Source organism: Streptococcus sp. 27098_8_82 (genome assembly GCF_041431615.1).
In the GTDB taxonomy this organism is placed as follows: domain Bacteria; phylum Bacillota; class Bacilli; order Lactobacillales; family Streptococcaceae; genus Streptococcus; species Streptococcus sanguinis_K.
The window spans coordinates 335,375-354,286 of sequence record NZ_JAPVYB010000001.1 but is presented as its reverse complement, the minus strand read 5'-3'; the positions used below and the strand labels follow the sequence as shown (position 1 = coordinate 354,286).

Genomic DNA, 18,912 nt, shown 5'->3' with positions numbered 1-18,912 from the left:
TTGCTACTTGTCCTGAATCAGAAACACACTGTAGCTACCAAAAATTTTATAAGTAATTCCAAGACTTGTCAACTCTTGATAGGCAAAATCCGCCAATTTTTTCTGCTCGTTGTCAATGTCAATAATGAAGAAATACTCTCCCAGAGCCGTTTTTAGAGGCCGACTCTCAATCTTGGTCAGATCAATCCCACGCCAAGCAAAGGTCGACAAAGCCTTATAAAGGGCACCAGGCAGATTGTCCGGCAAGGTTAAAGCCAGTGTCTGCTTGTCTCCCGTCTTAGCCAGTTCAAGCTCAGGCACCTCATGACCCAGAATCCAGAAGCGGGTATAATTTTCTTCCATTTCCTGAATGTCGCTGGCCGCTACTTTGAGCCCGTACTCTGCTGCAGCCGTGCGCGGGGCAATAGCCGCAAAATTCTTTTCAGGATGCTCCGCCACAAAACGAGCTGCATAGGCCGTACTAGCTGTCACCTCAATGGCAGCCTGCGGATAATGCTGGCGGATATATTTCTTTCCTTGAGCAATAGCCTGGGGATGAGAAAATATCTTCTCGATTGGCTTCTCCAAATCCGTCACCAAGAGCTGCTGCTTAATGGGCTGAACGATTTCTGCCACTGCCTGAATATCTGCTTGATGAAAGAGATAGTCCAGCGTCTCATGGACACTGCCCTCAATGGAATTTTCCACCGGAACAACCGAGTAATCTACTTCTCTAGCCTCATAAGCCTTCATAACCTCGGTGATATTCTGATAGGGCACCAAGTCCTCGCTGGGAAAGGCAGCTTGGGCTACATGGTGAGAAAAGGAGCCTCTAGGACCTAAAAATGCTATTTTCATTGAATTTCCTCAATAATTTCCTGTGGGCTTTTGAGCCTCGTATCAACAATCTGGGTCGCTACTTCCTCGTACCAGGCCTGACGCTGCTCAAAAATCTGCTGCAAGTCTGACTTGCTCTGGTTTAAGAACAAAGGCCGCTCCTGCTCAGCATCCTGCTGAATTCGCTGATAGAGCGTTTCAAAATCAGCTTTCAGATAGATATTGTCAGCATTCTGAGCCAGCAGTCTGCGATTTTCAGGGCTGACGATGACACCGCCGCCAGTTGAGACGACCAAGTTCGTATCGATCAACTCAGCCAAGAGCTGGGCTTCAGCAGACCGAAAGGCCGCTTCACCATGCTGGTCAAAATAGTCCTTGATAGACATACCCAGCCGCTGGCAGAGCAGTTCATCCATATCGACAAAGTATTGGGCTAAGCCTCTGGCCACTGTAGATTTTCCGGCTCCCATAAAGCCCAGCAATATCTTAGCCATGCATCAAGCCCTCCAAGTCGCTGAAGAAGCTTGGATAGCTGGTTTTAATGGCTTCAGACCGCTCAAGTTCTACCTGACCGCTTTGAGCCAACAAAGCAGCAATTGCCGTCATCATCCCGATGCGATGGTCACCAAAGGTATTGACCTGGACGCCGTGTAAAGGTGTTTTCCCTTCAATAATCATGCCGTCTTCTGTCGGGGTAATAGCTGCGCCCATGCTATTGAGAGCGTCTGCCACTACCTGGATCCGGTCGGTTTCCTTGACCTTGAGCTCCTCTGCATCACGAATGACAGTCCGTCCCTGAGCCTGAGTCGCCAGAAGCGCAATAATCGGCAACTCATCAATCAAGCGTGGGATAATCTCGCCGCCAATCTCCGTTCCCTTAAGCTCAGAAGTCTCAACGGTGATAGTTGCAGACTTGGCTACCGGATCGACATCTGACAGCGTCATCCGTCCGCCCATAGCCTCTATCACTTCTAGAATTCCTGTACGAGTTTCATTGATGCCGACATTCTCTAAAACAATCTTAGAGTCCGGTACAATCAATCCAGCCACCAGCCAGAAAGCCGCACTGGAAATATCACCAGGAACCGTCACTTCCTGAGCAGTGAATTCCTGACCGCCCTGAATACGAATTTCCTTGCCCTCAACCTCAATTCGCCCACCAAACTGGGCAATCATATCTTCTGTATGATTACGAGTGATTTCCTTTTCTATAATAATCGACTCTCCCTGAGCCTGCAGGGCAGCAAAAATCAAGGCCGACTTAACCTGAGCAGAAGCCACTGGCAGCTGATAATGAATAGACTTCAGTTCCCTACTGCCCTTCATCTTGAGCGGTGGTAAATCACGCTCAGTCCGACCAGCAATCTCGACTCCCATCTGCCGCAGAGGGATGGTCACCCGATCCATAGGACGCTTGGATAGACTGTCGTCACCAAACATCTCCGCTTCGAAATCCTGGCCAGCCAAAACACCAGAAATCAAACGGATAGACGTTCCAGAATTGCCCATATCCAGCTTATTTTTCGGTGCTTGCAGACCTTCAAATCCTACACCATGTATCTTGACTAGATTTCCATCGTCCTCAATCTGCACGCCTAAGTCACGAAAAACCTGCATGGTAGACAGCACATCTTCTCCTCGCAGAATGTCGCGAACAGTAGTGACCCCCTTGGCCAAACTGCCAAAAATAATGGAACGGTGGCTGACAGATTTATCTCCAGGTACGCGGATACGGCCCTTCAGGCCTTTTACATTGGTTGATAATTTCATAGGTGACCTCGTACTTTCCTTTGTTGCTTCTTATTTTATCATAAAAAGACCAGAAATTCTTAAAATTTCTGGAATCCGAGCCGAAGCAAAAAGAATCCAGGTATTCAGCCCAGATTCCTCTTTTTTATTAGCTTACTTAAGCAAATCCTGCACCGGATCAAAGATAATACGCTCAATGTCCGCTAGATAGATGGATAGTTGCTGCTGCTTATTAAAGAATTCAGAAAGAACAGCATTGCCCTGAATCTTCTCGCCAAAGGAAGTCATCTTGTCCTGCACCTCCTGAGTCGGTACCTGACCAGTCTGCGCCAGCTGTTGCAACTCCTGCTGGAAAGCCAGATAATCTGTAAAAATAGCCTTCGCTTCACTATCAGCATCCACTGCTTTCTTGCTTTCTGCGACGGCCTTGTACTCAGGTAAATCACGCAGATTTCTGCTTAGTTCATTGGCTAAATCATAAATATTTGACATAGAGTTCTCCAATCTATATTAGTCTTCGGACACTAGGTAATCCGTATTTTCTCTTACTATTTTAGCAGATTTTTCCAAATCTTGGTGATTTTTAAAGGTGATTTGCAGAATACCGTTGATATCTTCACGGTTTTCCTCGTTGATACGAATGTTGACGACTGAAATTCCGCGCAGAAGCTCCAAAATACCCAAAATCGCATCTTCTTCATCAGGCACTTCAATAAAGAGATCATAAAAGCTATCCACACCAGCTCGTTTATGAATTTCCATCTGCTTACGGCTCTGCCGTCCTCGATCGAAAAATTCCCAGATAGCTGTCTCGTCCTTGGCCTCAATCGCTGCAGCCACCTTGTCTAACTGATCTTTAAAATCTTCCAGCCGCTCCAAAATGGCTTGAGGATTTGTCAAGAGAATAGAGGTCCACATTCCTGGCTCGCTCTCCGCAATCCGCGTCATATCTCGAAAACCACCGGCTGCAAAAGACTGGGTCAGTTCATGCTCTTGGCTATAAGCTGCCGCTTGCTCCATAAGACTGGAGGCTAGGATATGCGGAAAATGACTGATTTGACTGGTCACTCGATCGTGCTCAGCTGCATCCACCTGGATAAAACGGGCATGAAGACCACTCAGCAAGTCTTTCATTTCCTCAAGCGTACCAGGCTTGGTCAGGCTAGAGGGGGTGAAGATATAATAGGCATTTTCAAAGAGAGTGACATGAGCAGCCTTGGCTCCGGTCTTGTGACTTCCGGCCATAGGGTGAGCACCGACAAAACGGACGGGCTTATTCTGAAGATACTTTTCTGCAGCTGCCACAATCTCAGCCTTGGTTGAGCCAGCATCTGAGATGATAACATTTTCCTTCAGTTCCAGATCTGCTAGCTCCTTGATAAATGCTATGGTCTGCTTGATGGGCACAGCCAGAATAATCACATCAGCCAATGGAGCAAAGGCGGCAAAATCATCCGTTACCCGGTCTACCATTCCTCGCTCCAGGGCAACCTGTCTTGATTCTTCACTTCTGTTATAGCCGAGAATTTCAATCTCAGGATGAGCTCGCCTGATGCCCAGAGCCAAAGAAGCTCCAATCAGTCCCAGACCTGCGATATAGACTGTTTTTCTCTCCATGCCCTTCTCCTTACTTCTAAAAGTTCTTGACAAATTCCCGATGGCGGGCTACCGCATCCTTTAGTTCTTCCAGATTGTCCGAAGAGAACTTCTCCAGAACTTCGGTGGCTAAAACTGTTGCCACCACGCTTTCCATGACAACACCCGCCGCTGGCAGAGCCGTAGGATCGCTCCGCTCTACTGTCGCCTTATAAGGCTCATGGGTCTCAATATCCACGCTCATCAGAGGCTTGTAAAGGGTTGGAATGGGCTTCATAACACCTCGCACCACGATTGGCTGACCATTGGTCATACCGCCCTCAAAGCCGCCTAGATTATTGGTCCTGCGAGTGAAGCCATCTTCCTCAGACCAGAGGATTTCATCCATGACTTGACTGCCCTTGAGACGGCCGGCTTCAAAGCCCACACCAAACTCGACTCCCTTGAAAGCATTGATGGACACGACTCCTTGAGCAATCTTGGCATCCAGCTTCTTGTCCCACTGGACATAGGAGCCCAGACCGACCGGCACACCACCAACGACAGTCTCAATGACACCACCGATGGTATCCCCGTCTTTCTTAATCTGGTCAATGTAGGCCTTGATTTCTTCTTCGCGATCGGGATTGACAATGGAAACCTCTGACTGGGCAGCTCTTTCCTTGATTTCTCCTACAGTCAGATTGTTCGGCACATCAATATCAATACCACCAAAGGTCACGATATGGCTGGCTACCTCTACACCGATTTCTTCAAGCAAGCGCTTGGCTACCGCTCCAACTGCTACACGCATGGTCGTTTCGCGGGCAGAAGAACGCTCAAGTGAATTTCGCAAATCGTCAAAGCGGTATTTCATACCACCAACCAAGTCCGCATGCCCAGGGCGTGGTTTGGTAATCTTGCGCAGTCCTTTTTTCTTTTCATCCACATCAGCCGCACTCATAATCTCCAGCCATTTCTGATGATCTAGATTCGTGACATTGAGGGTAATCGGTCCGCCCATGGTCAATCCATGCCGAACCCCAGATGTAATCTCGACTTGGTCGCTTTCAATCTTCATGCGGGCACCGCGGCCGTAACCACCCTGGCGGCGCTTGAGCTCAGCATTGATATAATCAGCGGTCAGAGGAAGACCAGCCGGCACCCCCTCAATAATAGCTGTCAGACGTGGTCCGTGCGATTCACCTGCTGTTAAGTATCTCATACATTTTCTCCTATTCTGAGATGGAAAAAACTGGACATTCTGTCTATTTTTTCATCCAAACTGTCCAATCGTCTTAAACTCCATCTGGCACTTATTTCTTCAGAAATTCTTTCATCTCTTCCAGCGGAATCTGGTGAATACTAGCCGAACCCAACTCAGGAACAAGTACTAGTTTAATAGAATTCCCTCGAGCCTTCTTATCATGGGTCAAGGCCTGATAAAGAACAGCTTCATTCCAAGGCTGGTAATCCACCGGCAAGCCAAACTTCTGACACATATGGATGATGTTTTCTGTGATTCCGGCTGGCATGAGGCCTTTCTTTTCAGCGACACGAGAAACCTGTACCATGCCAATCGCCACGGCTTCACCGTGCATGACTTTTCCATAGCCCGCTGTCGCTTCGATAGCATGCCCAATAGTATGGCCGAAATTCAGATAGAGGCGGACGCCATTATCCAGCTCATCCTCGACCACAATCTTACGCTTGACATCGCAGGAATGGTAGATGATGCTCTCCGCATGCTCCAAAATCGACTCTGGACTGCCATCCATTTCCGAAAGCTCATCCCAGAGTTCCTTATCCTCAATCAAGCCGTATTTTACTACCTCGCCCATACCTTCAATCAGTTCCCGCTGGCCCAAGGTATGCAAGACTTCAGGGTCAATCAGAACTCCGTCAGGCTGGGTAAAAGTTCCGACCATATTCTTGGCCCAGGGTGTATTGACACCAGTCTTACCACCAATAGAGGAGTCCACTTGGGCTGTCAGACTGGTCGGAATCTGCACGAAATGCACACCCCGCATGTAGGTCGAAGCGGCAAAGCCCGCCAAATCACCGACAACTCCGCCTCCCAAGGCTACAATGCCGTCACTGCGGGTCAGACCAACCTTGACCAAAAACTCATAGACTTTGTTGACCGTCTTTAAGTTCTTGCTGGCTTCGCCCTCCAAAAAATCAAAGACAAAGGCCTCAAACCCAGCCACTTCCAAGCTCAGTTTGACCTTTTCCGCATAGAGTCTAGCCACTCGATTGTCCGTGACGATGACTACCTTTTGAGGCTGCCAAAGCTGACTCAGCCAACTTCCAGCCTGAGATAAAGACCCCTTTTCGATGAGAATATCATAGGGATGATGCGGGAGATTCACATTTAGTTTCATAAGCGCCTCCTTATTTATACAATTCTTCTAAACATTGCCAAATTTCCTGACTGGGCATGGTCTTACCGGTCCAAAGTTCAAAGGCTTCTGCTCCTTGATAGAGTAGCATACCGAGTCCATTGACCGCTGTGACATTTTGATTTCTAGCCCATTTGAGAAAGGGCGTTTCAAAAGGTTGGTAGATAACATCCGCAACTAAAATCTGGCTAGGCAGCTCAATCTGTTCAGGCAGGGGCTTACTGGTGCCATCCATGCCTAGACTAGTCCCATTGACCAGAAGGTCTGATTGATTGATTGTATCCTGCAAACTATCCGCATCTTCCAAGGTTAGTACCTGGATACGACTCTTGGTTTGGTGGCTGATAGCTGCCATTTTGCTGACAATCTTCTCATAGGAAGCTTGCCGAGTAAAAACGAAAATTTCCTCTGCATTGTACAAAGCTGCTTGAGCAATAATAGCTGTTGCTGCTCCACCTGCCCCCAAAATCGTCATTTTTTTGCCCCGAATAGCAAAAGAAGGCAAGCTCTTAAAAAATCCCTTGCCATCTGTGTTATAACCAACTAAAATTCCATTTTTATTCACAACTGTATTGACCGCTCCGATAAGGCGGGCGCTGACATCCAGCTCGTCCAGATAAGGTATCACTTCCTGCTTATAGGGCATGGAAAGATTGACACCAAACATATCGTATCTGCGGATATTTTCTATACTGGCCTGCAGATCCTTTGCTTCTACTTCCCAAGCTAGATAGACACCATTGACACCGGTCTTTTCAAAAGCCATATTGTGAATAAGAGGAGAAATACTGTGCTTAATTGGCTTGGCAACCACAGCAGCCATGCGGGTGTGGCCATTAATTCTCATTCAAAATCTCCTGGATTTTCTTCATATTGCTCAGAGAAATCTGACCAGGTGCTGACGCCATCTCCTGACTGGCAAAAGACCAGCTTGAACCTGTCAAATCAGCCGCAATGCGTGAAATCCTGCCGACTTTTCCCATGGAAATAGTGACAAAATCCTGCTCAGGATTTAAAGTCTTGAAACCGCGAGTATAGTTCATCAAGTCCAGCACATCCTGCTCATTGTGAGCCATGACAGAAACCTTGACTACCTTAGGGGTCAGAGAAGTCAGCTCAGACAGGATTTCCATCATATTTTCAGGCGTTTCCTCGAAGTTATGGTAGCTCAGCACCAGATTAGGAAACTCCAGCATTTCTTCAAATTTCCCCTTGTGAGAGAAATATTCAAAGTCGATATAATCCGGCTGGTAAAAACCGGCCACTTCCTTGATAAGAGCTACGTATTCATCATCGGACAGTTCAATTTCTCCGCCTTCCTGGCGGGTTCGCAAGGTGAAAATCAATTCACGTCCGGCAAATTTTTCAAAAATAGCTGGCGCAACATTTAAAATATCATCCTTGGCCAGAAAATCTGCCCGCCATTCAATAATATCCGCTTCTTCATAGCGTGATACATCAATTTCTTGAGCTTCTTCTAAACTCTTGGGCATTACAGAAACGACTAATTTCATTGGTCCACCTTTATTGTAAATACCTTGAGGTAATTACTGCTCCCGTCTTTTTTATTATAGACAAAGTCTGCTGGCAGACCATACTCCGCAAGATAGCGGTGCTTTCTGCCGGCAAGACCTTTTTCAATTTCTTGTTTAAACTTACTTTTGGAAAGATTGGCTGCATTGGTACTTAAAATCATGATTCCCTGAGGATTCAGGATTTCCAAAGCTTGTGCAACCAAACGATGATAATCTTTAGCAACTGAGAATGTCCGCTTCTTATTTCTAGCAAAGCTAGGCGGATCTATCACAATGACATCAAAGCTTAGATCGTGACGCTTAGCGTACTTGAAATAATCAAAGACATCCATCACCTGAAAGCGATGCTGATCCAGTGTCAGACCATTGACCAGAAAATGAGCCTCTGACAGCTCACGGCTTCGCTTGGCCAAATCAACTGATACTGTCTGACTGGCACCGCCCATGGCTGCTGCTACTGAAAAAGCAGCTGTGTAGGAAAACATATTGAGCAAACTTTTACCAGCAGCCAGACCATCTACCAGACTAGCACGCACATCGTGCTGATCCAGAAATATACCAGTCATAAGACCATCATTCAGAAAAACCTGATAGCGAACACCATTCTCCAAGACTGTGAAGGTTTCTGGCGCTTCCGCTCCGTATAGATGGGCCGATTCGTAGTCCAAACCCTTGAAACGAATCTTTTCATAAGCTCCCTGAATCTCTGGGAAAACCATGGAGAAGGCTGTCAGAATCTGATCCTTGATAGCAAAGACAAAGTCATTGTACCAAGAAAAAAGCGCAAAGTCATTGTAGAAATCTACCGTGAAGCCACCGAAGCCATCCCCCTCTTGATTAAAGAGTCGAAAGGCTGTCGTGTCAGACGAATGGAAATAAGTAGAACGTCTGCTCTTAGCCTGCTCAAAGAGAGTTTGAAAAAAATCCGAGTTCAGCTCTACCTTCTTCTGGGAAATCAGCCAGCCAACTCCCTTATTCTGCGGAGAGAGATAGGCTGTGCCTAAAAACTTTCCCTGATGGTTTTGCAGCTCCACACATTGATTCTGAAGCGAGAGAGCGCCAAAATCCTTTTTATCTAATAAAAGAATGCCCTTTCTCAGTTTTTCTTCTGCCTGTTGAGTAACAGTAAGTTTATTCATAAATTATATTATACCAAAGATTGTGAAAATTCTCAAAACATATTTTACATTTGAGTTAATAAAAGATTTCACAAACGAGTACAAAACGACTATAAACCTCTCCATAGAGAGGATAAGGCTTTCATAGGAATATTACAATTTCGCCGATTTAAAATATCTCAAATGCGCCTCAAATTTTCCTTAACTGGAGAAATTATGTTATACTTAGAGGAGAAAATTTTTAGGAAATAAGACAAGGAAGTAACTTTTTGTGAAAAAAATAACCAAGAATTTACTCAACTTCATGAGTACGAGACTAGGTTTTGTCTTGATTTTACTGGTCCTCTATTGGATAAAAACCATGTGGGCCTACACGATTGATTTTAACCTTGATATTCAAGGTGCCTATCAAGTATTTTTAGCTATTATCAACCCTTTCCCTATCAGCCTCTTGCTGCTAGGACTAGCACTTTATGTAAAACGAACCAAATTATTCTACAGCCTAGCCTTCGGAATCTATCTGCTCCTCTTTGCTTGGCTGGTATCTAACTCCATTTACTACCGCGAGTTCAGTGACTTTGTTACAGTCAATACTATGCTGGCTTCTAGCAGCGTTTCAGCTGGACTTGGGGAAGCAGCACTGGAGCTCTTTCGCCCTTGGGATATTCTTTATCTGATTGATTTCCCAATTTTGGCCTTCTTATTTTTTAAGAAATACATCCGAATGGATGACCGGCCTTTCAATAAACGCGCCAGCTTTGCTGTGACCTCCCTGTCTGCCATGCTGTTCTCTGCCAACTTATTCTTGGCTGAAATTGACCGGCCTGAGCTCTTGTCACGTGGATTTTCCAACTATTATGTCGTTCGGGCTCTGGGCTTGCCAGCCTTTCTAGGTTACAGTGCTAACCAGACATATACCGCCAATCGTGAGCGCTCCAAAGCTTCTGAAAAAGACTTGGAACCAGTAACAGAATATATCCAATCCCATTATGCGGAACCAAATCCAGAATATTACGGGATTGCCAAAGGCCGCAATGTTATCTATGTCCATCTGGAAAGCTTCCAGCAGTTCCTGATTGACTATAAGCTGCAGGCAGATGGGAAAGAGTACGAGGTGACACCTTTCCTTAATTCCCTCTACCACTCCAATTCGACTCTGGCTTTCTCTAATGTCTTCAATCAGGTCAAGGCTGGTAAGACTTCTGATGCTGAAACCATGATTGAAACTGGTCTCTTCGGTCTCAATCAAGGATCCTTCATGGTCAACTACGGTGGTACCAATACCCAGCAAGCTGCACCTTTTATTCTTTCCAAAAACGGCGGCTACACTTCTGCTGTTTTCCATGGAAATACAGGAAGCTTTTGGAACCGCAATACAGCTTACAAGCAATGGGGTTATAACTATTTCTTTGATGCGTCTTACTTTACCAAGCAGGACGACACCAACTCCTTCCAGTACGGCTTGAATGATAAGATTATGCTGAAAGATTCCATTAAATACCTGGAACACCTACAGCAGCCTTTCTATGCTAAATATATCACAGTTTCCAACCACTATCCTTACACGACTAGCTTGATTGGTGACGAGATTGGCTTCCCTCTGGCTAAGACCAAGGATGAGACCATCAATGGCTACTTTGCCACTGCCAACTACCTAGATTCTTCTGTCAAGGCCTTGTTTGATTATCTTAAAGAATCTGGCCTCTATGACAACTCTATTATCGTTCTCTACGGAGACCATTTTGGAATTTCCCAAACCCGCAATCCTAACTTGGCCCCTCTTGTAGGCAAGACTTCTGAGACTTGGTCCAACTACGACAATGCCATGATGCAGCGCGTGCCTTACATGGTTGTAGTCCCTGGCATGGACAAAGGAAAGATAATTGATACCTACGCCGGTCAAGTAGATATGCTGCCAACATTGGAGCATTTACTGGGCATTGACTCTAAAAACTACCTTCAGGTCGGTCAAGATATGTTATCAACTCAGCATCAGCAAATCACAGCATTCCGATCCAGCAATAACTTTGTCACTCCAAAATACACTAGCTTCAACGGACGGACCTACTACACCCAGACCGGTGAGGAAATTACTAATCCGGACGAAACCATCAAGAAAGAACTGGATGAGATTCGCAATGCCGCCAATACCCAGCTTAAGATGAGTGATGCTATTCAAACCGGCGACTTGATTCGCTTCTACAAGGGAAATGACTTAGGCAAGGTCAACCCTAAAGATTACTCTTATCTTAATTCAATGAAGGCCTTGTTGGCTATTGAAAAGGAAAAAGGCGGCCAATCAACCAGTCTTTACTCTAAGCGAGGCAATGTCTCCACTGTGGACCTCTTTAATTCGCCAAGCTATCGTGCACTGCATCCAGAGCAGTTCCAAACTAGCAGTAGCGACGAAGACAGCAGTCAAGAAGACTCGAGCTCTTCCAGCTCTAGTTCCACAGCCAATCCGTAGATAGCAAGAGCCTTAAGTCCAATGGACTTAAGGCTTTTCAGGCTCTATAATTTCTGTAGTGGGTAAAACCGCTGTAGGAATGATGGAGCCTATTTGTTGTAGAAAAAAAGTCCCATAAGTCCTATAATGAAAAGCAACGATTCGCAATCACTTTCTGCGCTATTCCAGACAGGTCCGAAACCAAGTCAAAATCATTACCATGGACATGTTTAGTCCCTACTACGATATTGCCAGAAAACTATTTCCAAACGCTAAAATCGTTCTGGATCGTTTTCACATTGTACAACATCTCAGCCGGGCTATGAACCGCCTTCGCATCCAAATCATGAATCAGTTGGATAAAAAATCGCACAAATATAAGGCACTCAAACGCTACTGGAAACTCATTCAACAGGATAGCCGTAAACTCAGCCATAAACGTTTTTATCGTCCAACTTTTCGCATGCACTTGACCAGCGGAGAGATTCTAGAAAAACTTCTCTTTTGCTCTCAAGAACTCCGAGAACACTATAAACTCTACCAACTCTTTCTGTTTCATTTTCAAGAGAAACAGGCTGACCATTTCTTTAGTCTCATTGAAGATACCATTTCTTATGTAAATCCTATTTTTCAAACTGTTTTTAAGACCTTCTTGAAAAACAAGGATAAGATCCTGAACGCACTGGAACCGCCCTACTCAAATGCAAAACTAGAAGCTACTAACAACCTCATCAAAGTCATCAAGCGAAACGCTTTCGGCTTTCGGAACTTTGACAATTTTCAAACTAGAATCCTCATCGCTTTGAACATCAAAAAGGAGAGGACTGATTTAGTCCTCTCCAGATTATAACTTTTCATCAACCCACTACAGTTGACAAAGAGCCCGAAAAAGAGGGATAAGTTGCAGATAAGTGAAAACCTCTAAAGTTGGAAAACTTTAGAGGTTCATGCTAAGGTTGAAAATGCTGGTGCAAGATAGCAAAGTAGTCTTCTGGATTGTGGAGAAATGGGAAGTGGCCGCTGTTTTTAATGGTGAACACCTGAGCGCTGGGATAGCGGCTGATGACAAAGTGCATGCTAGCACCAAAAATATCATTGTCACCGAAAGTCACGGTAATAGGAAAAGCAGGATCTTCTAGTCGGGGCAAGAGAGGATAGGCCATAATTTCCTTTCTTGTCTGATTGCCTGCTTGGACTGAAACATTGCTCATGTCTAGTTTCACATCATGAAAGGCTGGATAGTCGGCATTGTAATTACGGACAACTTGGCGAAAGAGAGCTTGCGAAGCCTTGGAACTACCAAGATTGCCGAGCAGAGAATAGATTCCCATTTTTAGCCATTCGATAGTCGTGCAGTGATTTTTATTGTAATTCATCATCTCTTTTTCCATTTGCTGCCACTGCTTGCTCGTGCCTGTTCCCGGAGAGGAAAGAAAGAGACTAAGAACCCGCTCAGGGATTTTGCTGGCGTAGATTTGCGCGTACAATCCGCCCCAGGAATGTCCCAAAAGGTGAAATTTATCTACATTGAAGTGGTCGGCAATCGTGTTGATGTCCGCAATGTAGGCTTCCATGCTGTAGTCGCCACTCAGGCAGGGCGATTTTCTCGTTCCCCGCTGGTGAAAGACAATCAGTTGATAATCTTTTTCGAGCTTAGGGATAAAGAGCTTGAAGTCATCAGGCGTTCCCGGTCCACCGTGTAGCAAGATAATCGTTTCTTTGTCGGGATTGGGGTAGCAGATGGTGTAGAGCTGGTCGGAGCCATTTCGGATCATCGTTTCGATTTTTTGAGAATGGGTCATAGCTTTCCTTTCTTTTAATAGAGCGTCCACCACTGATAAAGAGACCAGTAGAGGAGATTGAGTATTGTAATAAGCGAAGCGCTGCTGGTCAAGTAGGTCAAGATTTTTCGACCCTTGCTCACTTGGAAGGTTGAGCGCAGGAAGAATGAGGCAATAAGGCTAACCAGGAGGCTAACTCCCACAGCTGCAAAGCCCATAGAAAGCCAAACACGGCTGTTTGGTGAGGAATGTAGACTCAGGACGCTTTGGATAAAGAAGTAAAGCAGGAGCATGGTAGATAGAATGAACCCGCAAGTCAGGTATTGCCAGAGCGACCAAGCAAGCGGTGTAAGTTTGTGATTTTTCCGCTTGAAAAGAAGCCGATAGAGTTTGACCAGTAAAGCAGATACAGGGATGAGGAGGGCATAGAAAGCAGCGAGGCACCACAAGACGAGACTGCCGTAATCCTTGACTACATCCCATGTGGAAAGTTTAAGGTAGTCTGCGATAGGCAATTTCAGCAGTTCTTGCTTGCCGTTTTTCTCCAATTCCCAGTATTTTTGAGTGACAAATTTACTATTTTTCTCAAGATAGTTAGTTATTGGCGGAGCAATGCGCGTGATTGATAAGGCATTGGTGAAAACGCGACTTGAGCGATAAACGCCCGGTTTAAACTCTGCTTTTATCTTCTCTGAAGTAGTTGCCTTGTTTCCATAAATCAGCTCAGGAATTTTTTTAAGATAGTTACTTTCGTATTGTTGATTGGTTAAAATGACGGTAGCGATACCTGATTTGAAATCCAAAGTTAATATGGATGAAAAGCCAGCCGTATTACCACCGTGACCGAGGATAACGCGGTCTTGATAAAGGTCACTCCAAAATCCGTGAGCATTGATTGGGAGTTTGCTATCAGGAAAAGTCGAAGTCGCCGTATAAAGGGTGTCCCAAGTTTCCGCGCGCCTAAAAAGTGTCTTCTTTTGCAGGAGTGCTTGGGCAAAGGTCTTAAAGTCTTTCAAAGTTCCTGTTGCTCGCCCGCTCGGATAGTAAGGATTAGGCTTGTTTGCCTCGCCAATCAGCTGACCGTCTGAGGTGTAGCCCTTGATTTCCTTGCGTTTTTCGACCACATAGTCATTATCCGAAAAATCGGGCAAAATAGCGGTGTGCTTCATACCTAAGGGCTGAAAAATATGCTCGTGCACATAGTCAGCGTAAGATTGTCCGCTAATCCGCTCGACGATGTAGCCAGCAAGCACCGTTCCAAAATTGGAATAAGCAGTTATTGTCCCCGGCTCATAGGCTTGAATAATCGGCGCCTTTTGTAGCGTATGGGCTAGGTCTTTGTCTTCATTTTTGGCCAAGTCAACATCTGCGAAGCCTGCTTGGTGGTTCATGAGGTCAAGCATGGTAATGGGTTTGTCAAATTTGAGCTTGCTTTTGAGAAAATCCTTGGGCAGATACTCTTTGATGTCGGTTTTTAGGTCAATTTTCCCCTCTTCCCAGAGCTGCATGACGCTGACCCAGACGGTTAATTTCGTTACAGAGCCCCACTCGAAAACTGAGTTGTCATCCACCGCCCACTTTTTTTCCTTGTCTACATAGCCAAAATTATTTTGGTAAATGGTTTGACCGTCCTTGTCAAAAATAGATGTTGCCAGTCCTGCGCTGGTTTTCTCGTTTTTCTGATAATAATCCTCAATCTTCTGTCCGATTTGGTCGTAAGATGTCCCCGACGGCAATTTTTGCTCATCGGCTCGAACTTGCGCTACTCCAAAAGCGAGCAAGCCGCAAGTCAGCAGCGCCACAGTGCTCTTCAAAAATGATGTTTTCATGATACTTACCTTTCTATTAAAGTGCCCACCATTGGTACAGGCCCCAATAAAGGATATTGAGAACGACGATAAGTGAAGCGCTGCTGGTCAAGTAGGTCAAGATTTTTCTGCCTTTGCTGACTTGGAATTTTGAACGCAGAAGAATTGGCAAAACAGAACTAGCAAGAAGCAGCAGACCCGTTATTGCAAAGATGACATAGAGCCAAGCACTGTTATTTGGCGAGCCGCTGATGTTCATATTATATTGCACGATGAGAATGGTTATGAGTACAGTGGACAAAACAAGTCCGCAAGTCAGATAATGCCAGAGCGACCAAGCAAGTGTCACAGGTTTGCGGTTTGTCCGCTTGGCAAGGAGCCGGTAGAGCTTGACCAGTAAAGCAGATACCAAACTAAGAAGAGCATAGAAGATTGCTAACCCCCATAGGATGACACTGCCGAATTCTTTGGCAACTTCCCAGTTAGATAGTTTAAAGTAATCAGAAACTGGGCGCTTGATAAATTCTCGCTTACCGACTTTCTCCAAGCTCCAGTAAAATCGATTTTCACTATTTTTATCAATATAGAAGGTCGCCATATTTAGTCGCGCAATGGATAAAGGCCCAAAGAATTGACTAGCGTCACGATAAAAGCCGGGTTTGAGTTCTTCTTTCTTTTTGTTGGGAACATCTTTCTTTTGCCCATAGACCAGCTCGGGAATTTTCTCAACATAATTTTTCTCGCCCAGTTGGTTCGTTAAAATGACAGCAGCGATACCTGATTTTAAGTCTAAGGTCAAACTTGATGAAAAACCAGCTGTATTACCACCGTGCCCGAGGATAACTTGGTCTTGATAAAGGTCACTCCAAAAACCATGAGCATTGGTAGGAAGATCGCTATCAGGATAGTTAGAGGTTGCTGTATAAAGGGTGTCCCAAGTCTCTGAACGCTTAAAAAGTGTCTTCTTTTGCAGGAGTGCCTGAGCGAATGCCTTGAAATCTTCCAAGGTTCCTGTTGCTCGCCCAGCAGGGTACATTTCTATTAGATATGGAGCTTCGCCAATCAACCGACCGTCTCTAGTGTAACCTTTGACTTCCTTACGTTTTTCTACTACATAGGGATTATCTGATAAATCGGGTAAGAGAGCGGTGTGCCTCATATCTAAAGGTTCAAAGATATGCTCGTGGACATAGTCAGCATAAGATTGTCTGCTAATCCGCTCGACGATATATCCTGCCAGAGCCGTCCCAAAGTTAGAGTAGGCTGTCACTGTTCCCGGCTCATAGGCTTGATAGATATGTACTTTTTTGAGCGTATCTCCCAAGTTCTTACTAGTTCCCTTGGCAAGCCCCGTGTCTCCAAAGCCTGCTTGGTGGTTCATCAGATCCAGCATGGTGATTGGCTTGTCGTATGTGAGCTTGCCTTTGAGAAAATCCTTGGGCAGATACTCTTTTATATCTGTTTTAAGGTCAATCTTGCCTTCTTCCCAAAGCTGCATGACGCTGACCCAGACGGTCAACTTGGTGGCAGAGCCCCACTCGAAAACTGAGTTGTCATCCACCGCCAACTTTTTTTCCTTGTCTACATAGCCAAAATTATTTTGGTAAATGGTTTGTCCGTCCTTGTCAAAAACAGATGTCGCCAGTCCCGCACTGGTTTTTTCGTGTTCCTTGTAGTAATCCTCAATTTTCTGACCAATTTGGTCGTAAGGCGTGCCTGACGGCAACTTCTGCTGGTCAGCGTAAGCGTGACCAGCTCCCAGAGCGAGCAAGCCGCAAGTCAGCACAGTTAAGCAATGTTTAAAAAATGATGTTTTCATGATACTTACCTTTCTATTAAAGTGCCCACCACTGGTAAAGGCTCCAATAAAGGATATTGAGAACGACGATAAGTGAAGCGCTGCTGGTCAAGTAGGTCAAGATTTTTCGACCCTTGCTCACTTGGAATTTTGAACGCAGAAAGATTGGCAACCCAGCATTGACTAAGAAAATCAGTGCAAGCAGGGCAAAGAGAATGGCTTGCCAGCGATAATCGGGCATGTACTTGCCCGAAACGGCAACTATGACGAGACCTGCTAGATTGACTAGGCTAACCAAAATCAGTCCGCAAGTGCCATAATGCCAAATTTTCCAACTTCTTGGAGTCGGTCTTTTGCTTTCTTTTCCAAAAAGTGAGCGATATATCTTGCTCAAAGCAGCTAACAGAAGAACAAGTACGGCATAAACCGATGCCAGTCCCAGCAGAGCGACAGAGCCATAATCCTTTATCACCTCCCAAAGCGAGAGCTTTTCTAAATTATTATAGGTTGTTTCAACTTCTGTTCGGCCTTGGCGCTGTTGCAAAAGCCAATAGTTGCTGACTAATAAATGACCGTCTTTTATCACATCTTTCACATAAAAGGTATAAGCGGGGGCAAGGCGCGAAATAGAGGTCGGGCCTTGCTGAATGGAGCGAGAAGTTCGATACATGCCCTCTTGAAAGTCTTTTTGAGACTGGCTAGGGGCTTGCTTTTTCTTACCAAAGACCAAATCGGGTAGACCAAAAGAATAGGTGGCTTCTTCTCTCTGATTTACCATAGTAACCATGCCAATACCCGATTTGAAATCTAGCGAAATCAGGGTGGAAAAACCGGCAAAAGAATAGCCGCCGTGTCCTAAAATCGCCCCTGTCTCATACTCTGTCACCCAAAAGCCGTGAGCGTTCTTAGCGACTGCTTTATCTGAGAATGTAGAAGTTGTCTGATACAGTTCATTCCAGGTTTCTGGGCGCTTAAAGAGCTTTTCCTTTCTCAAAAGAGCTTGCGCGAACCGTTTGAAATCGGCAAAAGTCCCTGTCGCCTGTCCCGCTGGATAAATATCTGCGGGAAGCAATTTATCTAGATATAAGTTTCCATTTGTATCATAGGTTTTCTCGCCCTGCCGCTTGTCTCGGACATAGGTATTGTCCGACAAATCAGGTAAGAGAGCGGTATGGTTCATGCCCAAAGGCTGGAAAATATGCTCGTGGACATAATCCGCAAAGTCCTGTCCGCTGATGCGCTCCACGATATAGCCTGCTAGAGCTGTACTGTAATTGGAATAGGATGTCACCGTCCCTGGCTCATAAGTTTGAGCGGGCTGGCTTTTTAGTAATTCTTCCAAGCTCTTGCCTGTTCCTGTGTTCAGCGGCGTTTCATCAAAACCCGCTTGGTGGTTCATCAGATCCAGCATGGTAATGGGCTTGTCGTATTTGAGGTGTTTCAGGAAATCCTTGGGCAAATACTCTTTTATATCTGTTTTTAGGTCAATTTTTCCTTCTTCCCAGAGCTGCATGACGCTGAGCCAGACGGTCAATTTGGTGGCAGAGCCCCACTCAAAAACCGAGTTGTCGTCCACAGCCAGCTTCTTTTCCTTGTCCATATAGCCAAAGTTCTTTTGGTAAATGGTTTGGCCGTCCTTATCAAAGACTGCTGCCGCCAGTCCCGCGCTGGTTTTTTCGTGTTCCTTGTGGAAATTTTCAATTTTCTGACCGATTTGGTCATAAGGCGTGCCCGACGGCAATTTTTGCTGGTCAGCTCGAACTTGCGCTGCTCCAAAAGCGAGCAAGCCACAGCTTACTAACGCCACAGCGTTTTTCAAAAATGATGGTTTCATGATATCCTCCTTAAGATGTATTTTCCCCTTTGCACCCTTATCCTAACAAA

15 protein-coding genes and 1 pseudogene are annotated in these 18,912 nt (G+C 45.4%); 2 read left to right on the top strand and 14 right to left on the bottom strand.

The genetic code is table 11. The annotated features are described in order from the left end of the window. Positions 1-3: 3 nt before the first annotated feature. From pheA to O3627_RS01700, 10 genes are all read right to left on the bottom strand, one after another. On the bottom strand, positions 4-837 hold the full coding sequence (gene pheA, locus O3627_RS01745) for a prephenate dehydratase (protein WP_060975893.1): 834 nt from the start codon (positions 835-837) through the stop codon (positions 4-6). Continuing rightward, complete coding sequence (locus O3627_RS01740; RefSeq protein ID WP_125382462.1) at positions 834-1,310, bottom strand: shikimate kinase; 477 nt, start codon at positions 1,308-1,310, stop codon at positions 834-836. Before O3627_RS01740 ends, pheA begins: the two co-directional genes overlap by 4 nt. Next, positions 1,303-2,586, bottom strand: coding sequence for a 3-phosphoshikimate 1-carboxyvinyltransferase (gene aroA / locus O3627_RS01735; protein WP_125382463.1), 1,284 nt, complete (start codon positions 2,584-2,586; stop codon positions 1,303-1,305). Before aroA ends, O3627_RS01740 begins: the two co-directional genes overlap by 8 nt. A 132-nt stretch (positions 2,587-2,718) precedes the next feature. Next, a complete protein-coding gene (locus O3627_RS01730) occupies positions 2,719-3,057 on the bottom strand; it encodes a YlbF/YmcA family competence regulator (protein ID WP_002895097.1) in 339 nt (112 codons plus the stop codon). An 18-nt stretch (positions 3,058-3,075) separates the two neighbouring features. Next, positions 3,076-4,182 carry a prephenate dehydrogenase gene (locus O3627_RS01725; RefSeq protein ID WP_125382465.1) on the bottom strand — a complete coding sequence of 369 codons (1,107 nt, stop codon included), beginning with the start codon at positions 4,180-4,182 and terminating at the stop codon, positions 3,076-3,078. A 16-nt stretch (positions 4,183-4,198) separates the two neighbouring features. Continuing rightward, complete coding sequence (gene aroC / locus O3627_RS01720; RefSeq protein WP_111675613.1) at positions 4,199-5,365, bottom strand: chorismate synthase; 1,167 nt, start codon at positions 5,363-5,365, stop codon at positions 4,199-4,201. Positions 5,366-5,456: 91 nt separating this feature from the next. Beyond that, a complete protein-coding gene (aroB, locus tag O3627_RS01715) occupies positions 5,457-6,524 on the bottom strand; it encodes a 3-dehydroquinate synthase (RefSeq protein WP_125382466.1) in 1,068 nt (355 codons plus the stop codon). Between the two features lie 10 nt (positions 6,525-6,534). Further along, positions 6,535-7,389 (bottom strand): shikimate dehydrogenase, encoded by an 855-nt coding sequence (locus O3627_RS01710; protein ID WP_343091900.1) that lies wholly within the window; start codon positions 7,387-7,389, stop codon positions 6,535-6,537. After that, on the bottom strand, positions 7,379-8,056 hold the full coding sequence (gene aroD, locus O3627_RS01705) for a type I 3-dehydroquinate dehydratase (RefSeq protein ID WP_125382469.1): 678 nt from the start codon (positions 8,054-8,056) through the stop codon (positions 7,379-7,381). Before aroD ends, O3627_RS01710 begins: the two co-directional genes overlap by 11 nt. Beyond that, a complete protein-coding gene (locus O3627_RS01700) occupies positions 8,053-9,216 on the bottom strand; it encodes a class I SAM-dependent rRNA methyltransferase (protein ID WP_125382471.1) in 1,164 nt (387 codons plus the stop codon). Before O3627_RS01700 ends, aroD begins: the two co-directional genes overlap by 4 nt. A 250-nt stretch (positions 9,217-9,466) precedes the next feature. Here O3627_RS01700 and O3627_RS01695 point away from each other — a divergent pair, with 250 nt between their 5' ends. Together O3627_RS01695 and O3627_RS01690 are read left to right on the top strand one after the other, a co-directional pair. Further along, positions 9,467-11,662 (top strand): LTA synthase family protein, encoded by a 2,196-nt coding sequence (locus O3627_RS01695; protein ID WP_343091901.1) that lies wholly within the window; start codon positions 9,467-9,469, stop codon positions 11,660-11,662. A 130-nt stretch (positions 11,663-11,792) separates the two neighbouring features. Further along, positions 11,793-12,491: pseudogene (locus O3627_RS01690) on the top strand (ISL3 family transposase); the annotation flags it as partial. Between the two features lie 100 nt (positions 12,492-12,591). Here O3627_RS01690 and O3627_RS01685 read toward each other — a convergent pair. Genes O3627_RS01685 through O3627_RS01670 form a run of 4 tightly spaced genes read right to left on the bottom strand, consistent with a single transcriptional unit; the run spans position 12,592 to position 18,862 of the window. Further along, a complete protein-coding gene (locus O3627_RS01685; RefSeq protein WP_094758006.1) occupies positions 12,592-13,443 on the bottom strand; it encodes an alpha/beta fold hydrolase in 852 nt (283 codons plus the stop codon). 14 nt (positions 13,444-13,457) lie between these two features. Continuing rightward, the gene (locus O3627_RS01680) at positions 13,458-15,251 is read right to left on the bottom strand and encodes a serine hydrolase domain-containing protein (protein ID WP_343091902.1); all 1,794 of its coding nucleotides are present in this window, start codon (positions 15,249-15,251) and stop codon (positions 13,458-13,460) included. Positions 15,252-15,267: 16 nt separating this feature from the next. Then, entirely contained in the window at positions 15,268-17,049 is a 1,782-nt protein-coding gene (locus O3627_RS01675; protein ID WP_002906173.1) for a serine hydrolase domain-containing protein, read from the bottom strand. 16 nt (positions 17,050-17,065) lie between these two features. Continuing rightward, positions 17,066-18,862 carry a serine hydrolase gene (locus O3627_RS01670; RefSeq protein WP_227963706.1) on the bottom strand — a complete coding sequence of 599 codons (1,797 nt, stop codon included), beginning with the start codon at positions 18,860-18,862 and terminating at the stop codon, positions 17,066-17,068. Positions 18,863-18,912 lie beyond the last annotated feature (50 nt).

Coding starts and splice junctions, on each gene's coding strand:
- pheA (WP_060975893.1), bottom strand. CDS start 837: ATGAAAATAGCATTTTTAGGTCCTAGAGGCTCCTTTTCTCACCATGTA.
- O3627_RS01740 (WP_125382462.1), bottom strand. CDS start 1,310: ATGGCTAAGATATTGCTGGGCTTTATGGGAGCCGGAAAATCTACAGTG.
- aroA (WP_125382463.1), bottom strand. CDS start 2,586: ATGAAATTATCAACCAATGTAAAAGGCCTGAAGGGCCGTATCCGCGTA.
- O3627_RS01730 (WP_002895097.1), bottom strand. CDS start 3,057: ATGTCAAATATTTATGATTTAGCCAATGAACTAAGCAGAAATCTGCGT.
- O3627_RS01725 (WP_125382465.1), bottom strand. CDS start 4,182: ATGGAGAGAAAAACAGTCTATATCGCAGGTCTGGGACTGATTGGAGCT.
- aroC (WP_111675613.1), bottom strand. CDS start 5,365: ATGAGATACTTAACAGCAGGTGAATCGCACGGACCACGTCTGACAGCT.
- aroB (WP_125382466.1), bottom strand. CDS start 6,524: ATGAAACTAAATGTGAATCTCCCGCATCATCCCTATGATATTCTCATC.
- O3627_RS01710 (WP_343091900.1), bottom strand. CDS start 7,389: ATGAGAATTAATGGCCACACCCGCATGGCTGCTGTGGTTGCCAAGCCA.
- aroD (WP_125382469.1), bottom strand. CDS start 8,056: ATGAAATTAGTCGTTTCTGTAATGCCCAAGAGTTTAGAAGAAGCTCAA.
- O3627_RS01700 (WP_125382471.1), bottom strand. CDS start 9,216: ATGAATAAACTTACTGTTACTCAACAGGCAGAAGAAAAACTGAGAAAG.
- O3627_RS01685 (WP_094758006.1), bottom strand. CDS start 13,443: ATGACCCATTCTCAAAAAATCGAAACGATGATCCGAAATGGCTCCGAC.
- O3627_RS01680 (WP_343091902.1), bottom strand. CDS start 15,251: ATGAAAACATCATTTTTGAAGAGCACTGTGGCGCTGCTGACTTGCGGC.
- O3627_RS01675 (WP_002906173.1), bottom strand. CDS start 17,049: ATGAAAACATCATTTTTTAAACATTGCTTAACTGTGCTGACTTGCGGC.
- O3627_RS01670 (WP_227963706.1), bottom strand. CDS start 18,862: ATGAAACCATCATTTTTGAAAAACGCTGTGGCGTTAGTAAGCTGTGGC.